This window comes from Streptomyces sp. WG7 (genome assembly GCF_049975785.1).
In the GTDB taxonomy this organism is placed as follows: Bacteria; Actinomycetota; Actinomycetes; order Streptomycetales; family Streptomycetaceae; genus Streptomyces.
Genome location: NZ_JBNGGE010000021.1, coordinates 108,549 through 132,386, shown reverse-complemented (window position 1 = coordinate 132,386; position 23,838 = coordinate 108,549). Strand labels below are relative to the sequence as shown.

The 23,838-nt window shown below is 73.2% G+C and carries 16 protein-coding genes; 8 read left to right on the top strand and 8 right to left on the bottom strand.

Annotation, left to right across the window (positions count from 1 at the left end):
* Positions 1 to 650 (bottom strand): maltotransferase domain-containing protein (locus ACP4J0_RS21675; protein ID WP_426600312.1); only part of this gene is annotated, 650 nt, incomplete at its 3' end.
* Between the two features lie 312 nt (positions 651 to 962).
* On the opposite strand from ACP4J0_RS21675, the gene ACP4J0_RS21670 reads away from it, so the two are divergent.
* Positions 963 to 3,581 (top strand): glycosyltransferase family 1 protein, encoded by a 2,619-nt coding sequence (locus ACP4J0_RS21670; RefSeq protein ID WP_426600311.1) that lies wholly within the window; start codon positions 963 to 965, stop codon positions 3,579 to 3,581.
* A gap of 85 nt (positions 3,582 to 3,666) precedes the next feature.
* Here ACP4J0_RS21670 and ACP4J0_RS21665 read toward each other — a convergent pair whose 3' ends face one another.
* From ACP4J0_RS21665 to ACP4J0_RS21640, 6 genes are all read right to left on the bottom strand, one after another.
* The gene (locus ACP4J0_RS21665) at positions 3,667 to 4,179 is read right to left on the bottom strand and encodes a DUF1990 domain-containing protein (RefSeq protein WP_426600310.1); all 513 of its coding nucleotides are present in this window, start codon (positions 4,177 to 4,179) and stop codon (positions 3,667 to 3,669) included.
* A gap of 83 nt (positions 4,180 to 4,262) precedes the next feature.
* Complete coding sequence (locus ACP4J0_RS21660; RefSeq protein WP_426600309.1) at positions 4,263 to 6,317, bottom strand: M4 family metallopeptidase; 2,055 nt, start codon at positions 6,315 to 6,317, stop codon at positions 4,263 to 4,265.
* A gap of 354 nt (positions 6,318 to 6,671) precedes the next feature.
* Positions 6,672 to 8,441: an ABC transporter ATP-binding protein gene (locus ACP4J0_RS21655; protein WP_426600308.1), complete on the bottom strand. Its 1,770-nt coding sequence runs from the start codon at positions 8,439 to 8,441 to the stop codon at positions 6,672 to 6,674.
* Complete coding sequence (locus ACP4J0_RS21650; protein ID WP_426600307.1) at positions 8,438 to 10,297, bottom strand: ABC transporter transmembrane domain-containing protein; 1,860 nt, start codon at positions 10,295 to 10,297, stop codon at positions 8,438 to 8,440. Before ACP4J0_RS21650 ends, ACP4J0_RS21655 begins: the two co-directional genes overlap by 4 nt.
* A 26-nt stretch (positions 10,298 to 10,323) precedes the next feature.
* Positions 10,324 to 12,198 (bottom strand): ABC transporter ATP-binding protein, encoded by a 1,875-nt coding sequence (locus tag ACP4J0_RS21645; protein WP_426600306.1) that lies wholly within the window; start codon positions 12,196 to 12,198, stop codon positions 10,324 to 10,326.
* Complete coding sequence (locus tag ACP4J0_RS21640) at positions 12,195 to 14,072, bottom strand: ABC transporter ATP-binding protein (protein ID WP_426600305.1); 1,878 nt, start codon at positions 14,070 to 14,072, stop codon at positions 12,195 to 12,197. The genes ACP4J0_RS21645 and ACP4J0_RS21640 overlap by 4 nt, the downstream gene beginning before the upstream one ends.
* 148 nt (positions 14,073 to 14,220) lie before the next feature.
* Here ACP4J0_RS21640 and ACP4J0_RS21635 point away from each other — a divergent pair, with 148 nt between their 5' ends.
* The 4 genes from ACP4J0_RS21635 to ACP4J0_RS21620 are packed head-to-tail and all read left to right on the top strand — an operon-like array spanning position 14,221 to position 17,798.
* Positions 14,221 to 15,123 carry an ABC transporter ATP-binding protein gene (locus ACP4J0_RS21635; protein ID WP_426600304.1) on the top strand — a complete coding sequence of 301 codons (903 nt, stop codon included), beginning with the start codon at positions 14,221 to 14,223 and terminating at the stop codon, positions 15,121 to 15,123.
* Positions 15,120 to 15,869 (top strand): ABC transporter permease, encoded by a 750-nt coding sequence (locus tag ACP4J0_RS21630; protein ID WP_426600303.1) that lies wholly within the window; start codon positions 15,120 to 15,122, stop codon positions 15,867 to 15,869. The genes ACP4J0_RS21635 and ACP4J0_RS21630 overlap by 4 nt, the downstream gene beginning before the upstream one ends.
* A 41-nt stretch (positions 15,870 to 15,910) precedes the next feature.
* The gene (locus tag ACP4J0_RS21625; protein ID WP_426600302.1) at positions 15,911 to 17,164 is read left to right on the top strand and encodes a sensor histidine kinase; all 1,254 of its coding nucleotides are present in this window, start codon (positions 15,911 to 15,913) and stop codon (positions 17,162 to 17,164) included.
* Positions 17,154 to 17,798, top strand: a complete 645-nt coding sequence (locus tag ACP4J0_RS21620) for a response regulator (RefSeq protein WP_426524753.1) — start codon at positions 17,154 to 17,156, stop codon at positions 17,796 to 17,798. The genes ACP4J0_RS21625 and ACP4J0_RS21620 overlap by 11 nt, the downstream gene beginning before the upstream one ends.
* On the opposite strand, the gene glgX is transcribed toward ACP4J0_RS21620, so the two are convergent.
* Complete coding sequence (glgX, locus tag ACP4J0_RS21615) at positions 17,795 to 20,074, bottom strand: glycogen debranching protein GlgX (RefSeq protein ID WP_426600301.1); 2,280 nt, start codon at positions 20,072 to 20,074, stop codon at positions 17,795 to 17,797. The two genes, ACP4J0_RS21620 and glgX, sit on opposite strands and share 4 nt — an antisense overlap.
* 170 nt (positions 20,075 to 20,244) lie before the next feature.
* On the opposite strand from glgX, the gene ACP4J0_RS21610 reads away from it, so the two are divergent.
* The 3 genes from ACP4J0_RS21610 to ACP4J0_RS21600 all read left to right on the top strand — a co-directional run bounded on the left by ACP4J0_RS21610 (position 20,245) and on the right by ACP4J0_RS21600 (position 23,752).
* Positions 20,245 to 21,477 carry an Ig-like domain-containing protein gene (locus ACP4J0_RS21610; RefSeq protein ID WP_426600300.1) on the top strand — a complete coding sequence of 411 codons (1,233 nt, stop codon included), beginning with the start codon at positions 20,245 to 20,247 and terminating at the stop codon, positions 21,475 to 21,477.
* Positions 21,478 to 21,670: 193 nt separating this feature from the next.
* Positions 21,671 to 22,894: a L,D-transpeptidase gene (locus ACP4J0_RS21605; RefSeq protein WP_426600315.1), complete on the top strand. Its 1,224-nt coding sequence runs from the start codon at positions 21,671 to 21,673 to the stop codon at positions 22,892 to 22,894.
* Between the two features lie 90 nt (positions 22,895 to 22,984).
* Positions 22,985 to 23,752 (top strand): enoyl-CoA hydratase/isomerase family protein, encoded by a 768-nt coding sequence (locus ACP4J0_RS21600; protein ID WP_426600299.1) that lies wholly within the window; start codon positions 22,985 to 22,987, stop codon positions 23,750 to 23,752.
* The last annotated feature ends 86 nt before the right edge of the window (positions 23,753 to 23,838 follow it).

The following is a 23,838-nucleotide window of genomic DNA, read 5'->3' as shown; positions in this document are numbered from 1 at the left end:
GAGGTGGTGACCAGGTCCCGCAGCGGGTGCCGGGCCAGCACCGCGTCCACCCGGGGCGTCAGCGCCGCCGCCAGCCGTGACGCGGCCGGACGGCCCTCGTCCCGCAGCGCGTCGACGGCGGCGAGCAGTTCACGCCGGTCCTCCCCGCCCGGCACGTTCGCGGCGGCGCGCTCGTACAGCCGGGCGCCCTCCTCCAGTACCAGGTCGGTGTCCAGGCCCGCCGGGATCTTGATCCGCGCGTGGTGCCGCCAGGTGGTGACCGGATCGCCCCACGCCTCCACGGTGTACGACCACCGTCCGGGCTCACCGGCGGTGACGGTGGCGCCCCAGCGGTCGGTGCCCGGGGCCAGTTCCCGCATGGGGGTCCACGGGCCCGGCCGGCCCCGCGGATCTCTGAGGACGACGTTGGCGGCGACCGCGTCGTGTCCCTCGCGGAACACGGTGGCCGATATCTCGAAGGACTCGCCGGTGACGGCCTTGGCGGGCCTGCGTCCCTGCTGGACCACCGGGCGGACGTCCAGGACGGGGATGCGTCCGACGACGCTGGCACCGTCCGCGACGGGTGGCGCGGGGGACGCCGCTTGAGAGGCCGCCGGGGACGCCGCCGGCGAAGTCGCGGGGGGTGCTGACGAGTGGTGCGTGGCGGGCATGACCGCTCCTGTCCGCGTCAACGTGGGTGGGCGGATGACTCTGGGGAGGTGGGTCCTGCGGGGGGTGCGTGCGGGGCGTACCGCAGGAGCCTTCCCACACTCTTCGGGTGGGCAATCCGGCACTTTGTTAACTACTCACGCGTATGTCGACACACGCGACGACCCTGACCGGACACCTTCCCCGCCGGGAGATCGTCACGCCGGTGGTTATTAGCCCGTCCGGCGAGCGACAACGACGCCGTTCAGGCCGAATCGGAGTTCCGAGGGCGAAGGCCCCAGCGTGGGACACATCGCGCCGGTAACGTCGTCGGGGTGAAGGCGATTCGTCGACTGACCGTCCGTCCCGTTCTCCCCGACCCCCTCGGGCCGCTCAGCGATCTGGCCCGGAACCTGCGCTGGTCCTGGCATCCGGAGACCCGCGACCTCTTCCAGTCCGTCGACCCCGGGTGCTGGACCGCGTCCGGCTGCGACCCGGTACGGCTGCTCGGCACCGTCCGGTCCGCACGCCTCGCGGAGCTGGCCGAGGACCGGCGTTTCCTGCGCCGGCTGACCGCGGTGGCCGACGACCTCGACCACTACATGACCGGCGACCGCTGGTACCAGGCGCAGCCCGGCCGACTCCCCGCCGCCGTCGCCTACTTCTCGCCCGAGTTCGGCATCACCGCCGCCCTGCCCCAGTACTCCGGAGGCCTCGGCATCCTGGCCGGCGACCATCTGAAGGCGGCCAGCGACCTGGGCGTGCCGCTCATCGGCGTCGGCCTGCTCTACCGGCACGGCTACTTCCGCCAGTCCCTGACCCGGGACGGCTGGCAGCAGGAGCACTACCCCGTCCTCGACCCGCACGAACTGCCCCTGGCCCTCCTCAGGGAGGCCGACGGCACCCCCGCCCACGTCGCCCTGGCCCTGCCCGGCGGCCGGGAACTGCGCGCCCGCATCTGGCTGGCGCAGGTCGGCCGGGTGCCGCTGCTGATGCTGGACTCGGACGTCGAGGAGAACGACCTCGGCGAACGCGGCGTCACCGACCGGCTCTACGGCGGCGGCAGCGAACACCGGCTCCTCCAGGAGATGCTGCTGGGCATAGGAGGTGTCCGGGCGGTGCGGACGTACTGCCGGCTCACCGGCCACGCCGCGCCGGAGGTGTTCCACACCAACGAGGGCCACGCCGGGTTCCTCGGTCTGGAACGCATCTCCGAACTCTGCGACGAGGGACTGGAGTTCGGCCCCGCGCTGGAGGCGGTCCGGGCCGGCACCGTCTTCACCACGCACACCCCCGTCCCGGCCGGCATCGACCGCTTCGACCGCGAACTGGTCGCCCGGCACTTCGGCCCCGACACCGAGCTCCCGCGCATCGACGTCGAACGCGTCCTGAGGCTCGGCATGGAGACCTACCCGGGCGGCGAGCCCGGCCTCTTCAACATGGCCGTGATGGGCCTGCGCCTGGCCCAGCGCGCCAACGGCGTCTCCCTGCTGCACGGCGGGGTCAGCCGGGAGATGTTCTCCGGCCTGTGGCCCGGCTTCGACGCCGACGAGGTGCCGATCACCTCCGTCACCAACGGAGTGCACGCACCGACCTGGGTCGCCCCGGAGGTCTTCCGGCTCGGCGCCCGGCAGATCGGCGCCCAGCGGGCCGAGGACGCGCTGAGCGTCGGCGACTCGGACCGCTGGGACTCGGTCGCCGACATCCCCGACCAGGACATCTGGGAGCTGCGCCGCACCCTGCGCGAACAGCTCGTCACCGAGGTCCGGGAGCGGCTGCGCGCCTCCTGGCGGCAGCGCGGCGCCGGGGCCGCCGAACTGGGCTGGATCGACGACGTCCTCGACCCCGACGTGCTCACCATCGGCTTCGCGCGGCGCGTCCCGTCGTACAAGCGGCTGACGCTGATGCTGCGCGACCGCGACCGCCTGACGGACCTCCTGCTGCACCCCGAGCGGCCGGTCCAGATCGTCGTCGCGGGCAAGGCGCACCCGGCGGACGACGGCGGCAAGCGGCTGGTGCAGGAGCTGGTGCGGTTCGCGGACGACCCGCGGGTGCGGCACCGGATCGTGTTCCTGCCGGACTACGGCATGGCGATGGCGCAGAAGCTCTACCCGGGCTGCGACATCTGGCTGAACAACCCCCTGCGGCCGCTGGAGGCGTGCGGGACCAGCGGCATGAAGGCGGCGCTCAACGGCTGCCTCAACCTGTCGGTGCTCGACGGCTGGTGGGACGAGTGGTTCCAGCCGGACTTCGGCTGGGCGATCCCCACCGCCGACGGCGCGGGCACCGACCCGGACCGGCGCGACGCCATAGAGGCCAGCGCCCTCTACGACCTGCTGGAGCAGCGGATCACCCCCCGCTTCTACGAGCGGGGCGCGAGCGGGCTGCCCGACCGGTGGATCGAGATGGTCCGCCGGACCCTGAGCCTGCTGGGGCCGAAGGTGCTGGCCGGCCGCATGGTCCGCGAGTACGTCGAACGCCTCTACACCCCGGCGGCCGAGGCGCACCGCGCGATGGACCCGGACTCCGCCCGTGCGCTGGCCGAGTGGAAGACCCGGGTGCGGGCGGCCTGGCCCGGGGTGAGCGTCGACCACGTGGAGACGTCCGCCGCCACCGCCACGGCGGAGCTGGGCTCGACGCTGGGGCTGCGGGTGCGGGTGAACCTCGGGGATCTCGCCCCGGACGACGTCGAGGTGCAGGCGGTCTCCGGCCGGGTGGACTCCGAGGACCGCATCACCGACGCGGCGACGGTGCCGCTGAAACCGGTGGGCGGCCCCGACCTGGAGGGCCGCTGGCTGTACGAGGGCCCGCTCGCCCTGGACCGCACCGGCCCGTTCGGCTACACGGTCCGCGTCCTGCCCGCGCACCGGCTGCTGGCGTCCGGCGCGGAGGCGGGGCTGGTCGCGGTGCCGTCGGACGAGCTGGTTCAGGCGGCGGGGCTGCTGATGCGGTGAGCACCGGAGCGGCGCGGCGCGGGGCGGGCTCAGCGGGTCGGGCTCAGTGGGCCGGGTCCAGCGGGACGGGTCCAGTGGATCGGGCTCAGTCCTCCTCCTCGCCGCCGCCGCTCAACCGCCGCAGGACGCTGCCGCAACGGCGGGCGTAGGCGTGCTGGAAGGCACGGGTGGCCGGTCCGCCGGCCTTGGCGTACCACTTGGCGGGGCGGCTGAAGGCGGTCACGGTCAGCCAGACCGTGCCGTCGCCCGTACGGTCGACCACGAAGGCCTCCTCACCGCACTCGGGATGGCCGGGCAGCGTGCCGTAGGCCCAGCCGGCCCGGCGGGGTTCGTCCAGCGTCCAGACGATCCGGCACGGCGCCTTGATCATCCCGGCGAGGGTGACGGTGACGTCGACGCCGGGCGCGGCGCGCTCCGCGCTCGCGTCGATGCCGACACCCATCTCCCGGTGCATCTCCCAGGTCAGCACGGCCTCGACCGCGCGGCGGAACACCGGTTCGCCCTCACCGAGGCGGGTGCGTACGTGCAGGGGGCGGAAGCCGGGCGGGCAGTGGTCCTGCTCGCGGGTGGCGCCGACGTCGTCGTACGTGAAGGACATGGGCACCAAGAGTAGGGCGGCACCCAGGAACCGTGGGTTCCGGGTGCCGCCGTCCGGCCGTCACCGCGAAGCGGGCCGCGGGCCTACGGGAAGGTGAGGCGCCAGGCGTCGATGTAGCCGGTGTCCTGCCGGCCCACGTCCTGGACGCGCAGCTTCCAGGTGCCGTTCGCCGGTTCGGAGGAGGCGTTGACCGTGTAGGTCTCGTGCACGTCCTCGGCCGGGTCGTAGCCGCTGTTCTTCAGGCGGTACGTCGTCCCGTCCGGCGCGACCAGGTCGATCCGCAGGTCACCGCGCCAGCTGTGCACGATGTCCACGCCCACCCGGAGGTCGCTCGGCGCGTTGCCGGTGCGGCCGGAGACCGTGAGCGAGGAGGTCACCGCCGACCCGTAGTCGGGGATGCTCACGTCGGCGGTGCTCTCGTAGGTCGAGCCGTCGCCGCCACCGCCGTCACCGGGGCGCGCACCGACGTTGATGCCCGCCCACGCGTGCTGGACCGCCGTGTACTCGGCGCTGTCGGTGCCGTAGAGCTCACCGGCGGCGGCGAGGGTGCCGGTGCGGGCGCCCGCGTAGTTGGTGGTCGACGTGAACTTGGTGGTCAGCGCGCGGAACCAGATCTTCTCCGCCTTGGCGCGGCCGATGCCGGTGACCGGGAGGCCGTCCGAGGTGGGCGAGTCGTAGCTGACACCGTTGATGGTCTTGGTGCCGCTGCCCTCGCTCAGCAGGTAGAAGAAGTGGTTGGCCGGGCCGGACGAGTAGTGGACGTCGACGTTGCCGATCCCCGAGTACCAGTAGTCCTTGGACGCGCCGTCCCTGCTGGGCTTGTCCATGTAGCGCAGCGGGGTGCCGTCGCCGTTGATGTCGATCTCCTCGCCGATGAGGTAGTCACCGACGTCGGAGGAGTTGTTCGCGTAGAACTCGACGGCCGCGCCGAAGATGTCGGAGGTGGCCTCGTTCAGCCCGCCGGACTCGCCGCTGTAGTTGAGGCCCGCGGTATTGGAGGTGAGGCCGTGCGTCATCTCGTGCGCGGCCACGTCGATGGAGGTCAGCGGGTTGGCGTTGCCGGCGCCGTCGCCGTACGTCATGCAGAAGCAGCCGTCCGACCAGAAGGCGTTGACGTAGTTGTTGCCGTAGTGGACGCGGGAGTAGGCGCCCACGCCGTCGCCGCGGATCCCGGAGCGGCCCTGGACGTTCTTGTAGTAGTCCCAGGTCAGTGCGGCCCCGTAGTGGGCGTCGGCGGCGGCCGTCTCGGCGTTGGACGCGGCTCCGTTGCCCCAGACGTCGTCGGAGCCGGAGAAGAGCGTGCCGGTGCCGGAGGTGCCCCGGTTGAGGTTGTACGTCTTGTGGTTGCCGCGCGCGGTGTCGGTCAGCGTGTACGACGACCCGGACCGCGCGGTGCCCAGCGTCACCGTGCCGCTGTACAGGGTGTTGCCGGTGCCGTTGTGGACGGCCTGGTACTCGTGGAGCTTGGCGCCGGTGGCGGCGTCGGTGACCACGTGCAGCTCGTTCGGGGTGCCGTCCTCCTGGAGGCCGCCCACGACCGTCTCGTACGCCAGGACCGGGGTGCCGTTCGCCGCCCAGATCACCTTGCGCGGGGCGCGGTCGGCGTCCGGTGCCTCGGCGCCGGCGGCCTTCGCGGCGGACACGGCCTGCGTCTCGGCCTTCGCGGCGGAGATCTTCGGCGTCACCGTGGCCGGCGCGATCGCCTTGGACGTGGCCTTCACGACCCGCTCGGTCTTCCCGGCGTCGGTGGTGACGACCAGGTCGCCGCCGAGGACGGGCAGGCCGTCGTAGGTGCGCTCGTAGCGGGTGTGCACGGTGCCGTCGCGGTCCTTGAGCACGTCGCGGACGACCAGCTTCTCCTTGGCGCCCAGACCCAGCTTGTCGGCGGTCTCGGCCTTGGCGGCGTCGGCGTCGCGTATCAGCTCGGCGCGCTGGGCGGGGGTGAGCTTGACGGACTCGGCGCCCGGAGCGGGGGCCGGACCGGGCGCCGCGGTGGCGGCGCCGGACTGGACCGCCGTGGCGATCAGCGCGGCGACACCGGCCAGGGCGACGGCGGCGGCACGGCGGTGGGTGGTGCGGGACGCGGCGGTGCGGGACGCGGTGTGGGAGGTGCGTCTGTGGGGAGTGCTGCTGCTCAACACTGACTCCTTCTGCGTGGCCGCGGGTCGCGCGGCCAGGGGAGACCGGCCGACGGGTGGGCCGGCCGGGCGGTACTGGTTCGGTACGCAGAAACCACGTGCTAGGAGCTGGCCGCGGCACAGCGCTGGTGGGCGAAGCTGTGGGGGCGCTGTGGAGCGGCCGTGGGAAGAGTGGCAGGAGATCGCGTCTTCTGTCAGGAGCGCGTCAGGAACTTGGCCGGAAATCGTTCGTTGTCCGGGCGTTCACGTTCGATATACGGAAGGGACGCTTCGGGGCGGTGGAACCCGGCCTCGGCAGCCGGCCGGCCGCGACCTCCGGGACCCGTGGTCAGCCATGGGTAGCCAGGCCGCCCCTCAGTCGGCGACCGTCCCCGGCGCCGGCTCCCCGTGCCAGGACCCCCACAGCGCCGCGTACGCCCCGCCGGCCGCGACCAGCTCGTCGTGCGTGCCGAGTTCGGTGATCCGGCCGTCCTCCATCACGGCCACCCGGTCGGCGTCGTGCGCGGTGTGCAGGCGGTGGGCGATGGCGATGACCGTGCGGCCCTCCAGTACGGCGGCCAGGGCGCGCTCGGTGTGCCGGGCCGTCGTCGGGTCCAGCAGGGCGGTGGCCTCGTCCAGGATCAGCGTGTGCGGGTCGGCCAGCACCACGCGGGCCAGGGCGAGCTGCTGGGCCTGCGAGCCGTCCGTGCGGTGACCGCCGGCGCCCAGTTCGGCGCCGAGGCCGTCGGGCAGTTCCCGTACCCACCGCTCGGCGCCCACGGCGGCCAGGGCCGACCACAACCGCTCGTCCGTGGCCGCCGGTTCGGCGATGAGGAGATTGTCGCGGACGGTGCCGAGGAAGACGTGGTGCTCCTGGGTGACCAGCACGACCTGGCGGCGCAGCCGCTCCGGCCCCAGGGCGACCACCGGTACCCCGCCCACCGTCACCGAGCCCTCGGTCGGCGCGTCCACGCCCGCCAGCAGCCGGCTCAGCGTGGTCTTCCCGGCCCCGGACGGCCCGACGACCGCCAGCCGCTCACCCGGCCGCACCGTCAGGTCCACCCCGCGCAGCACCTCGCCGCCCCGGTCGTAGGCGTACCGCACCCCGGACACGTCGATCCGGTCGTCCGCCGGCACCGGCGAGTCGTCGGTCGTCACCCGCGGAGCACGTGCCAGCCCCTCCACCCGGGCGAAGGAGGCACCGCCCGACTGGAGCTGCTCGATCCGCATCAGCACCTCGTCGAGCGGCCCCGCCAGCTGCTGGAGGTACACGGCGCACGACACCACCGCCCCCAGGCTCACCGACCCGTGCGTGTGCAGGACACCGCCGATCAGCAGCACGCCCGCCACGGGGACCACGTACGAGATCTCCACCGCCGGGAAGAACACGCTGCGCAGGTACAGCGTGTGGAAACGGGTGCGCCGCGACTCCTCCAGCGCCCGCCGGTTCGCCGTGACCCGCCGGCCGGCCAGCCGGAACGCCTCCACCGTGCGGGCCCCGGCGACCGTGGCCGTCAGGCTCTCGGCGACCTCCGAGTTGGCCGCGCCCTCGGCGAGATAGCCGGCCCTGGCCCGGCGCAGGTACCAGCGCAGCGCGAACCAGACCGGCGTCAGCCCCAGCACGCCGACCAGGCCGAGCAGCGGGTCGAGCACGAACACGGCGGCGGCCAGGAACAGCGCCTGCACGGAGTTGATCAGCAGCTCCGGTCCCGCGTCGCGCAGCGTCGTGCCGACCGTGGTCACGTCGGCGGTGCCGCGCGTCGTCAGGTCCCCGGTGCCCGCCCGTTCCACCACGGACGCCGGCAGGGCCAGCGCGCGGTCGACGAACCGCTCCCGCACCCGGGCGAGCGTCCGCTCCCCGAAGCGGTGCCCCACGTACCGCGCCCAGCGGGCCAGCAGCAGCTGTGCGAGGGAGCAGAGCAGGATGGCGAGCGCCATCCGGTCCACGGCGCCGACGCCGCCCCCGGCGCGCACCTCGTCGACGATCCGGCCCAGCAGCCACGGGCCCGCGAGTCCGGCCAGGGCGGCCAGCGCGTTCAGGGCGAGGACCAGCGCGAACGAACGCCGGTCGGCGCGCACCAGGTGGGCCGCCGCCCGGCGGACGCCGGCGCGCTCGGCGACGGGGAGGTGTCCGTCGGACGTCACCGGGCCCCCTCGTCGTCCCTGGAGACCAGTGCCCGGTACCCCGGCTCGGCGGCCAGGAGCTCGCGGTGGGTGCCGGTGGCGACGACCTTGCCGTCGACCAGGTGGTGCACGACGTCCGCCCGGTCGAGCACGAGGGGGGAGGTGCAGGCCACCACGGTCGTGCGGCCCTCGCGGGCGTCGCGGAGGCGGTGAGCGACGGTGGCCTCCGTGTGGGCGTCCAGCGCGGAGGTCGGCTCGACGGCGAGCAGGACCTCGGGGTCGGCGAGCAGGGCGCGGGCCAGTCGGACGCGTTGGCGTTGGCCGCCGGAGAGGGTGCGGCCCTGGGCCGCGATCCCGGTCTCGACGCCGTCGGGGAGGGACTGGACGAGGTCTTCGGCCGCGGCGGAATGGAGGGCGTGAGTGACAGACGCGTCCGCGGGTGCCCCGGTGTGCCGTCGCGCGGCCGCGGGTTCGGTGTGGCCGGTCGCGCCCACGCGGCGGAACCGCACGTCGGTACCGCCCGTGCCCCCGAGCGGCGTCTGCTGAGCGCCCATCGGGCGGAACCGCACGTCGGTACCGCCCGCGCCCCCGATCGGCGTCTGCTGAGCGCCCATCACCTCGCGCAGGGTGCCCGCGAAGAGGTCGGCCTCCGCCTCCGCGACCAGGATGCGGGCGCGGATCTGGGCGAGCGGTACCTCGGACAGCGGGACGTCTCCCCAGGTCACCTCGGAGGGGGCGTAGCGGCCGAGGCGGTCGATCAGCTCGGCGGCGTCCGCGGGCCGGGCGCCGGCCAGGGCGGTCAGCCGGCCCGGCAGGATCCGGGCCCCGGAGGCCGGGTCGTACAGCACCGAGGACTCGGCGGGGGCGTCGCGGGTGCCGGTGTCCGGCTCCGGTTCCAGGCGCAGGAACGCCACCACCCGGCGGGCGGCCACCACACCCCGGCTGAGCTGGTGACCCATCTCGATCAGGAACGCCACCGGCCAGCCCAGCGCCACCACGTACCCGTACACCGACACCAGCTCGCCCACGCTGATGTGCCCCCGCACGGCCTGCCGGGCGCCCAGCCAGGTCACCAGCGCCAGGAAGAGCATCGGCAGGCCCACCCCGAGGGCCTGGATCCAGCTGGTCACCGCCCCGACCCGGTACCCCTGCTCGCGCAGCCGCCCCGAGTCCCGGCGGAAGGCGTCCGAGACCAGGTCCTTGCCGCCCAAGCCGTTCAGCACCCGCAGCCCGCCCGCGAGGTCGCCGATCCGCGCGGTCAGCACGGACTGCCGCTCCCGGTACTCGGTCTCCCTGCCCTGCAACCGCCCCATGAGCGGCCCGAGCACCACGCCGAGCAGCGGCACCCCGAGCAGCACCACCAGGGCGAGCCGCGTCGACACCGACAGCAGCAGCCCGCCGACGGCCGCGTACGCGACGACCGCTCCGACGCCGGGCCCCACGGCCGTCAGAGAGGTGCTGATGGTCTGCACGTCGCCCACCCCGATGGTGACGACCTCCCCGGCCCCCACCTGCCGGCGCAGCGCCGCACCGAGCCGCGTGGCGTGCCCGACGACCACCTTGACCGTGCGGAAGTTGGCGTCCATCCGCACCCGCGTCATCGTGCGGTGCCGCAGGACACCCAGCCAGGCGTTGACCGCCCCGACGGCGACCAGCGCGCCCGTCCAGCCCGCCAGCGCGCCCGTGTCACCGGGCGTCAGGCCGTGGTCGACCGCCCGCGCCATCAGGTACGGCGTCGCCGCCAGCAGCACCATCCAGACACTGGCCAGCACCGCCCCCGCCAGACAGCGCGGCCACTGCCGGCGCACCAGCCACGACAGGTACCGCCAGCCGCCCCGGCGGTCCGGCGGACCCGGATCCTCGTACGCGTCGACCACCGTCGCCCTCCCCCGAAGACCCGCCCTCACGCCAGACTGTCCCGCCACGCCCGGTGCAGATCCGCGAACCGGCCCTGCCCGGCGATCAGATCGGCCGGCGCTCCGTCCTCGACGATGCGGCCGTCCTCCATCACCAGCACCCGGTCGGCGATCTCCACGGTGGACAGCCGGTGCGCGATCACCACCGCCGTACGGCCCTTCAGCACCGTCGCCATCGCCCGCTGCACCGCCCGCTCACCGGGGACGTCCAGCGAGCTGGTCGCCTCGTCCAGGATCAGCACCGCCGGGTCCGCGAGCAACGCGCGGGCGAACGCCACGAGCTGCCGCTGCCCGGCGGAGATCCGGCCGCCGCGCTTGCGGACGTCGGTGTCGTAGCCGTCGGGCAGCGCGGCGATGAAGTCGTGGGCGCCGATCGCCTTCGCGGCCCGCTCGATCTCCTCCCGCGTCGCCTCCGGACGGCCGATGGCGATGTTCTCGGCGACCGTGCCGGAGAACAGGAACGCCTCCTGCGTCACCATCACCACCCCGCGCCGCAGTTCGGGCACGGCCAGGTCGCGCAGGTCGGTGCCGTCCAGCAGGACCCGGCCGTCGGAGGCGTCGTAGAACCGGGCGAGCAGCTTGGCCAGCGTCGACTTGCCGGCACCCGTCGAGCCGACCACGGCGACGGTCTGCCCGGCCGGGATCGTCAGGTCGAAGCGGGGCAGCACCTCGCCGCCGGTGCGGTAGCCGAAGCGGACCGAGTCGAAGACGACCTCGCGGCCCGGGTGCTCCGACTCCAGGGGCGGCAGCTCCTTCGGCGCGGCCGGCTCCGGCACCGACGGCGTCTGCGCCAGCAGCCCGGCGATCTTCTCCAGCGAGGCCGCCGCCGACTGGTAGGAGTTCAGGAACATGCCGAGCCGGTCGATCGGGTCGTACAGCCGGCGCAGGTACAGCACGGCCGCCGCCAGCACGCCGAGCGCCAGCGTGCCGTCCGCGACCCGGTAGGCGCCCCACAGCACGATGCCCGCGACGGCCGTGTTGGCGACCAGCCGCGATCCGACGACGTAACGGGCCATCTCCAGCAGCGCGTCGCCGTTCGTCCGCTCGTGGCGCCGGTTCAGTACGGCGAAGTCGGCGTCGTTGGCGGCCTCGCGGCGGAAGGCGCGCACCGGCCGGATGCCGTTCATCGTCTCCACGAACTTCACGATCACCGCCGCGATCGCCGTGGACCGCTGCCGGTACACCCGCCCCGCGCGCCGCCGGTACAGCCGCACCAGCCCGTACAACGGCACGAACGACGCCACCGCGACCGCGCCGAGCCCCAGGTCCAGCCAGAGCAGCAGCACCGAGATGTAGACGAAGGAGAGGATGACCGTCACCAGCTCCTGCAGGCCCTCGTCGAGCAGTTCGCGCAGCGACTCCACGTCCGTGGTGGAGCGGGAGATGAGCCGGCCCGAGGTGTAGCGCTCGTGGAAGTCGACGCTGAGCGCCTGGGCGTGGCGGAAGATCCGGCCGCGCAGGTCCAGCAGCACGTCCTGGCTGACGCGGGCCGCGGTGGCGATGAACGCGTACTGCAGCCCGCCCGCGCCCAGTGAGCAGAGCAGGTAGCCGGCGCCGACCGCGATCAGCGGACCGTGGGCGTCGTCCCGCAGCGCCGGTACGGCGTGGTCGATGGCGTACGCGACCAGCAACGGGCCCGCCTGCACCGCCGCCTGCTGGAGCAGCAGGAGGAACGTGGTGAGGGCGACGCGGGCCTTCATGGGCGCCAGCAGGGAGCGCAGCAGGGCGCCGGTCGCGCCCGGCGGGCTGGGCAGGACGTCCCGGTCGAAGACGTCGTCGGCCGTGCGGCTCCCGGACCCGGCCGCCGGGTCGCCGTCCTCCGGTCGCTCCCGGTCCGGCGCGGTGGCCGTGGGCGCGGTCATCGGCCGTCTCCTTCCCGCAAGTCGTCCCCGGATTCCCCGGGCCGGTCGTGCCCGGACATCAGATGGGCGTACTCGGCGTTGGTGCGCAGCAGTTCCTGGTGGGTGCCGACGGCGGCGACACGGCCGCCCGAGAGTAGCGCCACGCGGTCGGCCAGCAGGACCGTGGAGGGGCGGTGAGCCACGATCAGCGCGGTCGTGTCCGCGAGGACCTGCCGCAGCGCGGCCTCCACGGCGGCCTCCGTGTGCACGTCCAGCGCGGACAGCGGGTCGTCCAGGACGAGGAACCTCGGTCCGCCGACCACCGCCCGGGCGAGCGCGAGACGCTGCCGCTGGCCGCCGGAGAGGCTGAGGCCCTGCTCGCCGACCTGGGTGCCGGTGCCCTGGGGGAGGGCGTGCACGAAGTCGGCCTGCGCGACGGCGAGAGCCCGCCCCAGCTCCTCGTCGCCGGCGCCTTCACCGGCCCCCATCAGTACGTTCTCGCCGACGGTCGCCGAGAAGAGCGTGGGCTCCTCGAAGGCCACGGCGACCATGGAGCGCAGCTCCTCGCGGGGCAGGGCGGTGATGTCCTCGCCGTCCAGCGTGATCCGCCCGGAGGTCACCTCGTGCAGGCGGGGGACGAGCGCGGTGAGCGTCGTCTTCCCGCTGCCGGTGGCTCCGACCAGTGCCATCGACTCGCCGGGGCGGATGTGCAGGTCGACGCGGTCGAGGAGGGGCGGGGAGCCGGGGGGCGCGTCGGGATACCGGAAGCTGACGTTCTCGAACCGCAGGCCACCGCCGTGACGGGCGCCGGTACCGGTACCGGCGCGGGTGCCGGTACCGGCACGGGACGGCGCGGCCGCCCCGGTCTCGACCTCCGCGTCCATCACCTCGAAGTACCGGTCCGTGGCCGTGGCCGCCTCCTGACTCATCGCCAGCAGGAAGCCGATCGACTCGACGGGCCACCGCAGCGCCAGCGCCGTGGACAGGAACGCCACCAGCGTCCCCGCCGACAGCGACCCGTCCGCCACCTGCACCGTGCCCACCACCAGGGCCGCCCCGATCGCCAGCTCCGGCAGTGTCACGATGACCGCCCAGATGGCCGCCAGCAGCCGCGCCTTGCGCAGCTCCGTCCCCCGCAGCGTGTGCGACAGCTCGTGGAAGGCCCGCGCCTGACTGCGGTGCCGGCCGAAGCCCTTGATGATCCGGACGCCGAGCACGCTCTCCTCGACCACGGTCGTCAGATCCCCGACCTGGTCCTGCGCGCGCCGCGCCACCGCGGAGTACTTCTTCTCGAAGATCCCGCACGTGATCATCACGGGAACGGCGGGTCCCAGGATCACCAGCCCCAGCGTCCAGTCCTGCACCAGCATGATGCCCACGCCGACCAGGATCGTCACTCCGTTGACCAGCAGGAACGTCAACGGGAAGGCGAGGAACATGCGCAGCAGCATCAGGTCGGTCGTCCCGCGCGACAGCAACTGACCCGAGGCCCACCGGTCGTGGAAGGCCACCGGCAGCCGCTGCAGGTGCCGGTACAGGTCCGCCCGCATCCCCGCCTCGACCCCGGCCAGCGGCCGGGCCACCAGCCACCGCCGCAGCCCGAACAGCAGCGCCTCCGCCAGCCCGAGGAGCAGCAGGTACAGCGCCCCGAGCCACACGCCGGCCGGATCGCGGTCGGCGACCGGCCCGTCCACCATCCACTTCAGGACGAGCGGGATCACCAGCCCCACGCAGGAGGCGAGGGTCCCCACGCACGCGGCGGCCCCCAACCGGCCCCGCACGGGCCGCACGTAGGGCCACAGCCGCAGAAGTGCGCGTACGGTGGAACGGCCTCCGGCGGGATCCGGCGCGGGATCCGCAGCGAGGTCCTCGGTGGGTGCAGGTGTCGTGGGCATCAGCAGCGAGACTACGGTTCGCCACTGACACTGCCCACCGGGTTTTCTGGCTCACCGGGGTCGTACGGGGGCATCGACCGATCGGCTGATGCGCCTTCGAGCGCGACGGCCGATGTGCCGCACGCCCGTGTCCCGGGACGCTGGTGCCATGCCCGTCATCGAAGTCACCGACCTGCGCAAGTCCTACGGCGATCACCCCGCCGTCGACGGTGTGTCGTTCGCCGTCGAGGAGGGCGAGATCTTCGGGATCCTCGGCCCGAACGGCGCCGGCAAGACCACCACCGTCGAGTGCGTCGAGGGTCTGCGCGTCCCCGACGCGGGCCGCGTCCGCGTCACCGGCCTCGACCCCGTCGCCGACCACGACGAGGTCACCCGGGTCCTGGGCGCCCAGCTCCAGCAGAGCGCGCTCCAGCCCAAACTCACCGTCCGCGAGGCCCTGGAGCTGTACGCCGCCTTCTACCCCGCACCCGTCGACTGGCGCCCGCTCGCCGAACGCCTCGGTCTCACCCCGAAGCTGAACACCCGGTTCGCCAAGCTCTCCGGCGGCCAGAAGCAGCGCCTGTCCATCGCGCTCGCCCTGATCGGCGACCCGCGGATCGTGGTGCTGGACGAGCTGACGACCGGCCTCGACCCGCGCGCCCGGCGCGACACCTGGCAGCTCATCGAGGACATCCGCGCCGGCGGCGTCACCGTCCTGCTGGTCACCCACTTCATGGAGGAGGCGCAGCGCCTCTGCGACCGCATCGCGGTGATCGACAAGGGGCGGGTGGCCGCCCTGGACACCCCGGCCGGGCTGATCCGCCGGTCGGCGGGCGCCACCGTCATCAGCTTCACGCCGTCCGCCCCGCTGGACGACCACGACCTCAACGCGCTGCCGGAACTCGCCTCGGTCGACCACAAGGACGGCCGCGTCACCCTGTCCGGCACCGACGAGACGGTCAACGCCGTCATCACCCTCCTCGCCCGCACCCGCGTCACGGCCCACCAGCTGCGCGTCACCGACGCCACGCTGGACGACGCCTTCCTGGACCTCACGGAGGCCACGGCATGAGCACCGACATCCTCAACACCGCCGTACTGAAGGCCGAGATCCGTCTCTTCGGGCGCGAACCGGGCGGCGTCTTCTGGATCCTGCTCTTCCCCACCCTGCTCCTGGTCATCCTGGGTTCCATCCCGTCCTTCCGCGAGGCCGACCCGAACCTCGGCGGCCTGCGGCCGGTCGACGCCTATGTGCCGGTGGCCGTCCTCCTCGGGCTGATCGTCGGCGGGCTGCAGGGCATGCCGCCGACGATCGCCGGCTACCGGGAGAACGGCATCCTGCGCCGGATGTCCACCACGCCGGTACGTCCCTCCGCCCTGCTGACGGCGCAGATGCTGGTGCTCGGCGCTGCCGCGCTGCTGTCCTCCCTGGTCGCCCTCGCGGTCGGCCGGCTCGCCTTCGACGTGTCGCTGCCGGGGCAGCCGCTCGGCTACCTCCTCGCCCTGCTGCTCGCCCTGTTCGCCTCCCTCGCGCTGGGGGCCCTGCTCGCCGCCCTGTCCCGCACGACGAAGATCGCCACCGCGATCGGGTCGACCGCGCTCTTCCCCACCATGTTCTGCGCGGGCGTGTGGCTGCCGGTGGAGGCCATGCCGGACCTGCTGGCCGACATCGTCGGCTGGACCCCGTTCGGCGCCGCCGCGCAGGCCCTGAACGACGCCGCGGCGGGCGACTGGCCGGACTGGAGCCACCTCGGCGTGCTCGCGGTCTGGACGGTGCTGCTCACCGCGGCGGCCTCGCGCTGGTTCCGCTGGGAATGAGCACGTGGAGCGGGTGCGCGGGTGTGGCCGACAATGACGCCATGACGGAGACCACGGTGCTCGACGAGCGGTGGGAGGTGTTCGACCGCTGGGGGCCGTACGGACTCCTGGTACTGAGCACCCTGATCGCCTGGGCGGCCGCCGACCCGCTCGGCATGAGCACCCGTGAGCGATGGGCATGCGGCGTCCTGGTCGTCGCCGCCGTCGTTCTCGAGCTGCGGTGGAACAGGGTGGTGCGTACCCGGCCCGGACCGTCCACGGCGGGCGTGCGGCACTACTTCCTCCGCTGGGCGATCGGGTTCGCCCTCACCTGGGCGAACCCGTTGTTCGCGTTCTACGCGGTCCTCGGCTACTTCAGCACCGAGCGCCTGCTTCCGCGCCACCTGCGCAAGGCCGGCCTGTTCGCCACCGCCGTGACCCTCGCGGGTTCCCAGTCCGGCGGAATGCCGCCGAGCGAGCAACTGGGCTGGGTGCTCTTCGGTGCCCTCCTCGCGGCCAACAGCGTGCTGGTCCTCCTGTTCGGCCACTTCGCCGACCTGGAGGAGGCCCGCGGTCAGGCACGGCTGAAGACCATCACCGAACTGGAGCGCACCAACACCGCGTTGCAGCAGGCCCTCGACGAGAACGCCGCCCTGCACGCCCAGCTCCTCGTCCAGGCCCGGGAAGCCGGGGTCGCCGACGAGCGCCGCCGGCTGGCCGCGGAGATCCACGACACCCTCGCGCAGGGCCTGACCGGCATCATCGCCCAGCTCCAGGTCGTCGCGAACACGCCGGACGCGGACCTGGCACGCGCGCACACGGACCGGGCCCTCGCCCTGGCCCGGCACAGCCTGGGCGAGGCCCGCCGCTCCGTGCACAACCTCTCCCCGGTCGCCCTGGCCGACGACGGGCTGCCGGACGCGCTGAAGAAGACGGTGACGGAGTGGGGCGAGCGCGCGGGCGTCCAGGCCCGCTTCACCGTCACCGGCACCGCCGAGCAGCTCCACGACGAGGTGGCGGCCACCCTCCTGCGCATAGCCCAGGAGGCGCTGTCCAACACCGCCCGGCACGCCGCCGCAGGCCGGGTCGGCGTCACCCTCTCCTACATGGGCGACGAGGTCACCCTCGACATCCGCGACGACGGCCGGGGCTTCGATCCGCTCGCCCTCTCCGCACGCACCCGCGCCGGCGGCTTCGGCCTCGACGGCATGCGGGCCCGCGCCGAGCGCATCGCCGGTTCGCTCACCGTCGAGGCGGAACCCGGCCAGGGCACGGCCGTCTCGGCTCGCGTACCGTTGGTCCGCCATGACCGATGACGCCGTGATCTCCCTCCTCATCGTCGACGACCACCCCGTCGTACGCGACGGCCTGCGCGGCATGTTCGAGTCCGCGCCCGGCTTCCGCGTCCTCGGCGAGGCCGCGAACGGCGTCGAGGCGCTGGAGCGGGCCGCCGCACTCGACCCGGACGTGATCCTCATGGACCTGCGGATGCCGGGCGGCTCGGGCGTGGACGCCATCCGCGAACTGGCCCGGCGCGGCGCCCGCGCCCAGGTCCTCGTGCTGACCACGTACGACACCGACTCCGACACGCTGCCCGCGATCGAGGCCGGCGCGACCGGCTACCTCCTCAAGGACGCGCCTCGCGACGAGCTGTTCACCGCGGTCCGCGCGGCGGCCGAGGGACGCACCGTCCTCTCCCCGGCCGTCGCCACCCGCCTGGTCTCCGCGGTCCGCACCCCCAGGGCGCCCGGCGGCGAACCCCTGTCCGCCCGTGAGCGCGAGGTGCTCGCCCTGGTCGCGCGGGGCACCTCCAACAAGGAGATCGCCCGTGAACTGTTCATCAGCGAGGCGACCGTGAAGACCCACCTCACCCACCTCTACGCCAAGCTCGGTGTCAACGACCGCGCGGCGGCGGTGGCGGTGGGCTACGACCGGGGCATCCTCGGCTAGGACCCCGCACGGGGTCCTCGACCGACACGCAACAGCAGCACCGCCCGCGCCGGCACCGTGATCTCCGCCCCCGCCGGGTGCGTCCCGCCCGGTGCCTCCGCCTGCCGCTCCCGGCTGGTGTCGACGACCACCTCGTACCGCTCCGCCCACGGCGCCCCCGGGAGCACGAAGCCGGTCGGCCGGTCGCCGGCGTGCAGGACGGCCAGGAAGCTGTCGTCGACGATCGGGGCGCCGCGCTCGTCACGGCCCGGAATGTCCCGGCCGGACAGGTACATGCCGAGCGTGGCGGCGGGGGCGTACCAGTCCCGCTCCGTCATCTCCGCGCCCAGGGCGGTGAACCAGGCGAGGTCGCGCAGGCCGTCCGCGGAGTGCGCACGGCCGGAGAAGAAGGCCCGGCGGCGCAGCACCGGGTGCCGGTGGCGCAGCGCGATCAGCCGGGAGGTCAGCTCGAACAGGGGCTTCCACTCCGGGTCGTCCAGCAGGCTCCAGTCCACCCAGCTGATCTCGTTGTCCTGGCAGTAGGCGTTGTTGCTGCCGCGCTGGGTGCGGCCCATCTCGTCGCCCGCGACCAGCATCGGCACGCCGGTCGACAGCAGCAGCGTGGTCAGCAGGTTGCGCAGCTGGCGCCGCCGGAGCGCGCGTACGTCCTCGTCGTCCGTCTCTCCCTCGGTGCCGCAGTTCCAGGACCGGTTGTCGTCGGTGCCGTCCCGGTTGCCCTCGCCGTTGGCCTCGTTGTGCTTGCGCTCGTACGACACCAGATCCCGGAGGGTGAAGCCGTCGTGCGCGGTGACGAAGTTGACCGAGGCGTACGGCCGCCGCCCGCCCCACGCGTACAGGTCGCTGGAGCCCGACAGGCGGTAGCCCATCTCCCGCACGTCCGGCAGCGCGTGCCGCCAGAAGTCCCGCACGGAGTTGCGGTAGCGGTCGTTCCACTCCGTCCACAGCGGCGGGAACGCGCCCACCTGGTAGCCGCCCGAGCCGACGTCCCACGGCTCGGCGATCAGCTTCACCCGCCGCAGCACCGGGTCCTGCGCGATCACCGCGAGGAACGGGGACAGCATGTCGACGTCGTGCATGGAGCGGGCCAGCGCCGCCGCCAGGTCGAAGCGGAAGCCGTCCACGCCCATCTCCGTCACCCAGTACCGCAGCGAGTCGGTGATCAGGCGCAGCACGTGCGGCTGGACGACGTGCAGGGTGTTGCCGCAGCCGGTGTAGTCGGCGTACCGGCGCGCGTCGGACTGGAGGCGGTAGTAGCCGCGGTTGTCGATGCCCTTCAGGGAGAGCGTCGGGCCCAGCTCGCCCGCCTCCGCCGTGTGGTTGTAGACCACGTCGAGGATGACCTCGATGCCCGCCGCGTGCAGCGCGCGCACCATCCGTTTGAACTCGCCGACCTGCTCGCCGGTGGTGCCGGAGGCGGCGTAGGCGGCGTGCGGGGCGAAGTAGCCGATCGAGTTGTAGCCCCAGTAGTTCTTCAGGCCGCGCTCCAGCAGATGGCTCTCGTGCGCGAACTGGTGCACCGGCAGCAGCTCCACCGCCGTCACGCCCAGCCGCGTCAGGTGCTCGACCGCCGCCGGATGCGCCAGACCGGCGTACGTGCCGCGCAGCTCGGGCGGGATGTCCGGGTGGAGCTTGGTGAAGCCGCGCACATGGAGCTCGTAGATGACGGAGTCCGCCCACGGCGTCTTCGGCCGCCGGTCGTACGTCCATTCGTCGTCGGGGCCGCCGTCGTGGACGACGACGCCCTTCGGGACGTACGGCGCCGAGTCCCGGTCGTCGCGCACGGTGTCCGCCACATGCTGCTCGGGCCAGTCCCGCACATGCCCGTACACCTGGGGCGGCAGCGCGAAGTCGCCGTCGACCGCGCGCGCGTAGGGGTCGAGCAGCAGCTTCGCCGGGTTCCAGCGGGCGCCGGTCCACGGGTCCCAGCGGCCCCGCACCCGGAAGCCGTACCGCTGCCCGGGCCCCACGCCCGGCACGAAGCCGTGCCAGATCTCGTGCGTCAGCTCGGTCAGCCGTACCCGGCTCTCCACCCCCCGTTCGTCGAACAGGCAGAGCTCCACCCCCTCCGCCCCGCCCGCCCACAGCGCGAAATTGGTCCCCGCCACCTGGCCCGGCCCGGTCCGGAACCGGGCGCCCAGCGGCACCGGGGTGCCCGGCCAGGCCGGCACGGCGGGCGGCGGCGCGGCACGCCGCGCGCCGTTGACCACGACGGCGGGCTGCCCGTCCTCGGCGGCCGGCTTCCCGGCCACCGCCTCCTGCTCGGCTGCGCTGGACACCTGTCAGCCTCCTGCGGCTCGTGGAACGACGTGCCTCAGACGGGAAGACGGGAAAAGGGCGCGCGGTGTCCCGACCGCCGCACCCTGTCGCGTCGTCCTCCCCACAGTTCTGCCCACCGCATGGCTCGCACTCACGTTTCCCCAGGGCGGACCGGTCGTTACGGGTGGATGTGAGGCACGTACATGGGCGCGCACGGCGCGCGGGGGCCGCTCTGGCCGCCGTACTGACATGGGCAGGACTGCTGGCCGGGGCCGCCGGATGCACCTCGGACGGCGGTGTCGGAGGCGGCATCGGCGGGGTCTTCGGCAAACCCCCCGCCGAGGAGGTCATCCGCATCACCCCGGACGACGGCAGCAAAGCCGTCCGGCCGGAGAAGAAGCTGTCGGTCCGGGTGCCCGACGGGCGGCTGGAGTCGGTGAGGGTCGTCAAGTCCCAGGACGCGCAGGAGACACCGGTGCCCGGCCGGATCTCCCGCGACGGTCTGCGCTGGGAACCCCACGACGCCCGGCTGGCGCTGGCCGCGAAGTACACCGTCGACGCCGTCGCCCTGGACGGCCACGGGCGCCGTTCCGCCCGGCACGCCACCTTCACCACCTACGTCCCCGAGGAACGCTTCATCGGGTACGTCGGCCCCGAGAACCGCTCGGTCGTCGGCACCGGCATGATCGTCTCACTGGAGTTCAGCCGGGAGATCACCGACCGCGCCGCCGTCGAACGCGCCGTCTCGGTGACCGCGAAGCCCGCCACCGAGATCCGCCCCCACTGGTTCGGCAAGGACCGCCTCGACTTCCGCCCGAAGGAATACTGGAAACCCGGCACCGAGGTCACCGTCGACCTGCGCCTGCGCGACGTCGAGGGCGCGCCGGGGGTCTACGGGCTCCAGCACAAGAAGCTCTCCTTCACCGTCGGCCGCAGCCAGGTCTCGCTCGTCGACGCGGCCGCGCGGACCATGCAGGTGCGCCGGGACGGCACGCTGCTGGCCACCGTGCCGATCACGGCGGGGGCGCCGGCGACCCCCACCTACAACGGCAAGATGGTGATCACCGAGATGCTCGACGTCACCCGCATGAACAGCCGCACGGTCGGCTTCGGCGGCGAGTACGACATCCCCGACGTCCCGCACGCCATCCGCCTGACCAGCTCCGGCACCTTCCTGCACGGCAACTACTGGGCGCCCGAGGACACCTTCGGCCGGGCCAACGTCAGCCACGGCTGCGTCGGGCTGCGCGACGTGAAGGGCGGCGGTTCCGACACCCCGGCGGGCTGGTTCTTCGACCGCAGCCTGATCGGCGACGTCGTCGAGGTGGTCCACAGCAAGGACAAGAAGGTCGCCCCCGACAACGGCCTCGGGGGCTGGAACATGAACTGGGAGAAGTGGAAGGCGGGCAGCGCGGTGAAGTGACGCCGGCCCGTTTCCGGCACCCGGCCGCCAACTCGGTACGGAACGGTGACAATTCCACTGTCCCCTACGCCCCTGGCCTGCGGTTACGATGCGCCGGTGCGCGCGCGGGCGCACTGGGGCGCGGGCCCGATCAGGCCCGGCGAGGGGAGACAAGTTGAACGTGCGTCCGATATCGAGGACGGCGTCGGCCGGCATCCGGGGGCGGGGCGGCAAGGGACGCGGCAGGGCACTGCCGGCGCTGGCACTGGGCGTGCTGCTGACGGTCACCGCGTGCGGCGGCGGAGGGTCCGGCTCGGGAGCCGGTGCGGGGGACGGCGGCAAGAACGCCAAGGACTCCACCGCGGCGCAGAGCAAGCAGTCCGAGGCCGTCGTCACCGTCACCCCGGAGGACGGGGCCACGGCCGTCGACACCAGCGGCGCCCTCAAGGTCGGCGCCGCTAAGGGCAGGCTGACCGAGGTCGTGGTCAAGGACGCCAAGGGCGCGAAGGTCGACGGAGAGATATCCGGGGACGGCGCCACCTGGACGCCGTCCACCCACCTGGCCGCCGCCACGGCCTACACCGTGCACGCGGTCGCCAAGGACTCCGAGGGCCGCACGGCCGCCGAGGACTCCCGCTTCACCACGCTGACGCCGAAGAACACCTTCATGGGCACCTTCACACCGGAGGACGGCTCGAAGGTCGGCGTCGGGATGCCGTTCTCGATCCGCTTCACCCGGGGCATCACCAACCCCGAGGACGTCGAGAAGGCCATCCGCATCAAGACCGAGCCGGCCGTCGAGGTCGCGGGCCACTGGTTCGGCAACGACCGCCTCGACTTCCGCCCGGAGAAGTACTGGAAGCCCGGCACCAAGGTCACCGTCGACCTCAACCTCGACGGCGTCGAGGGCCGTGACGGCGTCTACGGCAAGCAGGCCAAGACCGTCTCCTTCACCGTCGGCCGCAGCCAGGTCTCCGTCGTCGACGCCAAGAAGCTCACGATGCAGGTCGTCCGGGACGGCAAGACCGTCAAGACCATCCCCGTCACCACCGGCGCGCCCGGCTACGAGACCTGGAACGGCCAGATGGTCATCACCGAGCGGCTCCCCGTCACCCGGATGAACGGCGAGACGGTCGGCTACGGCGGCGAGTACGACATCAAGGACGTCCCGCACGCCATGCGCCTGTCCACCTCCGGCACCTTCATCCACGGCAACTACTGGGGCGGCGACGCCTTCGGCAACCGCAACGCCAGCCACGGCTGCATCGGCCTGCGCGACGTGCGCGGCGGCTGGGACGAGAAGGCGCCGGGCGCCTGGTTCTTCGAGAACTCGCTCATCGGCGACGTGGTCGTCGTGAAGAACTCCAACGACGCGACCATCGCCCCGGACAACGGCCTCAACGGCTGGAACATGTCCTGGGAGAAGTGGAAGGCGTAGCCCCGCCCGCGTACGGCCCCGGTGTCCGCGATCCTCGATGTGAGGTACGGCACCGGGGCCGTTCCCGTTAGCCGCCGTTAACCTGCTGGCATGACCGTACATCTCGAAGTCGCGGACGGCGTCGGCACGCTGCGCCTGGACCGTCCGCCCATGAACGCGCTGGACATCGCCACGCAGGACCGGCTCAAGGAGCTCGCCGAGGAGGCCACCCGCCGCGAGGACGTACGCGCCGTGGTGATCCACGGCGGCGAGAAGGTGTTCGCGGCGGGCGCGGACATCAAGGAGATGCAGGCGATGGACCACGCGGCGATGATCGTGCGCGCCCGGGCCCTGCAGGACTCCTTCACGGCGGTGGCCCGCATCCCCAAGCCGGTGGTCGCGGCGGTGACCGGGTACGCGCTGGGCGGCGGCTGCGAACTCGCGCTCTGCGCCGACTTCCGCGTCGCCGGGGAGAACGCCAAGCTGGGCCAGCCCGAGATCCTGCTCGGCCTGATCCCCGGCGCGGGCGGCACCCAGCGGCTGTCCCGGCTGGTCGGCCCCTCCAAGGCCAAGGACCTCATCTTCACCGGCCGCCAGGTGCGGGCCGACGAGGCGCTCGCGCTCGGACTGGTGGACCGGGTGGTGCCGGCCGCCGAGGTCTACGAGCAGGCGCACGCGTGGGCCGCGCGGCTCGCGAAGGGGCCCGCGATCGCGCTGCGCGCGGCGAAGGAGGCGATCGACACGGGACTGGAGACGGACATCGAGACCGGCCTCGCCGTCGAGCGCAACTGGTTCGCGGGTCTGTTCGCCACCGAGGACCGCGAACGCGGGATGCGCAGCTTCGTGGAAGAGGGGCCCGGGAAGGCCGAGTTCCTCTGAAGTTCGCCCGAACTGCTTGTGGTTGACGCGGCGTGTGATGCCAGGTCCCTCGATAGGGCGGTTTAGGTCAGCCCTGACACACCATT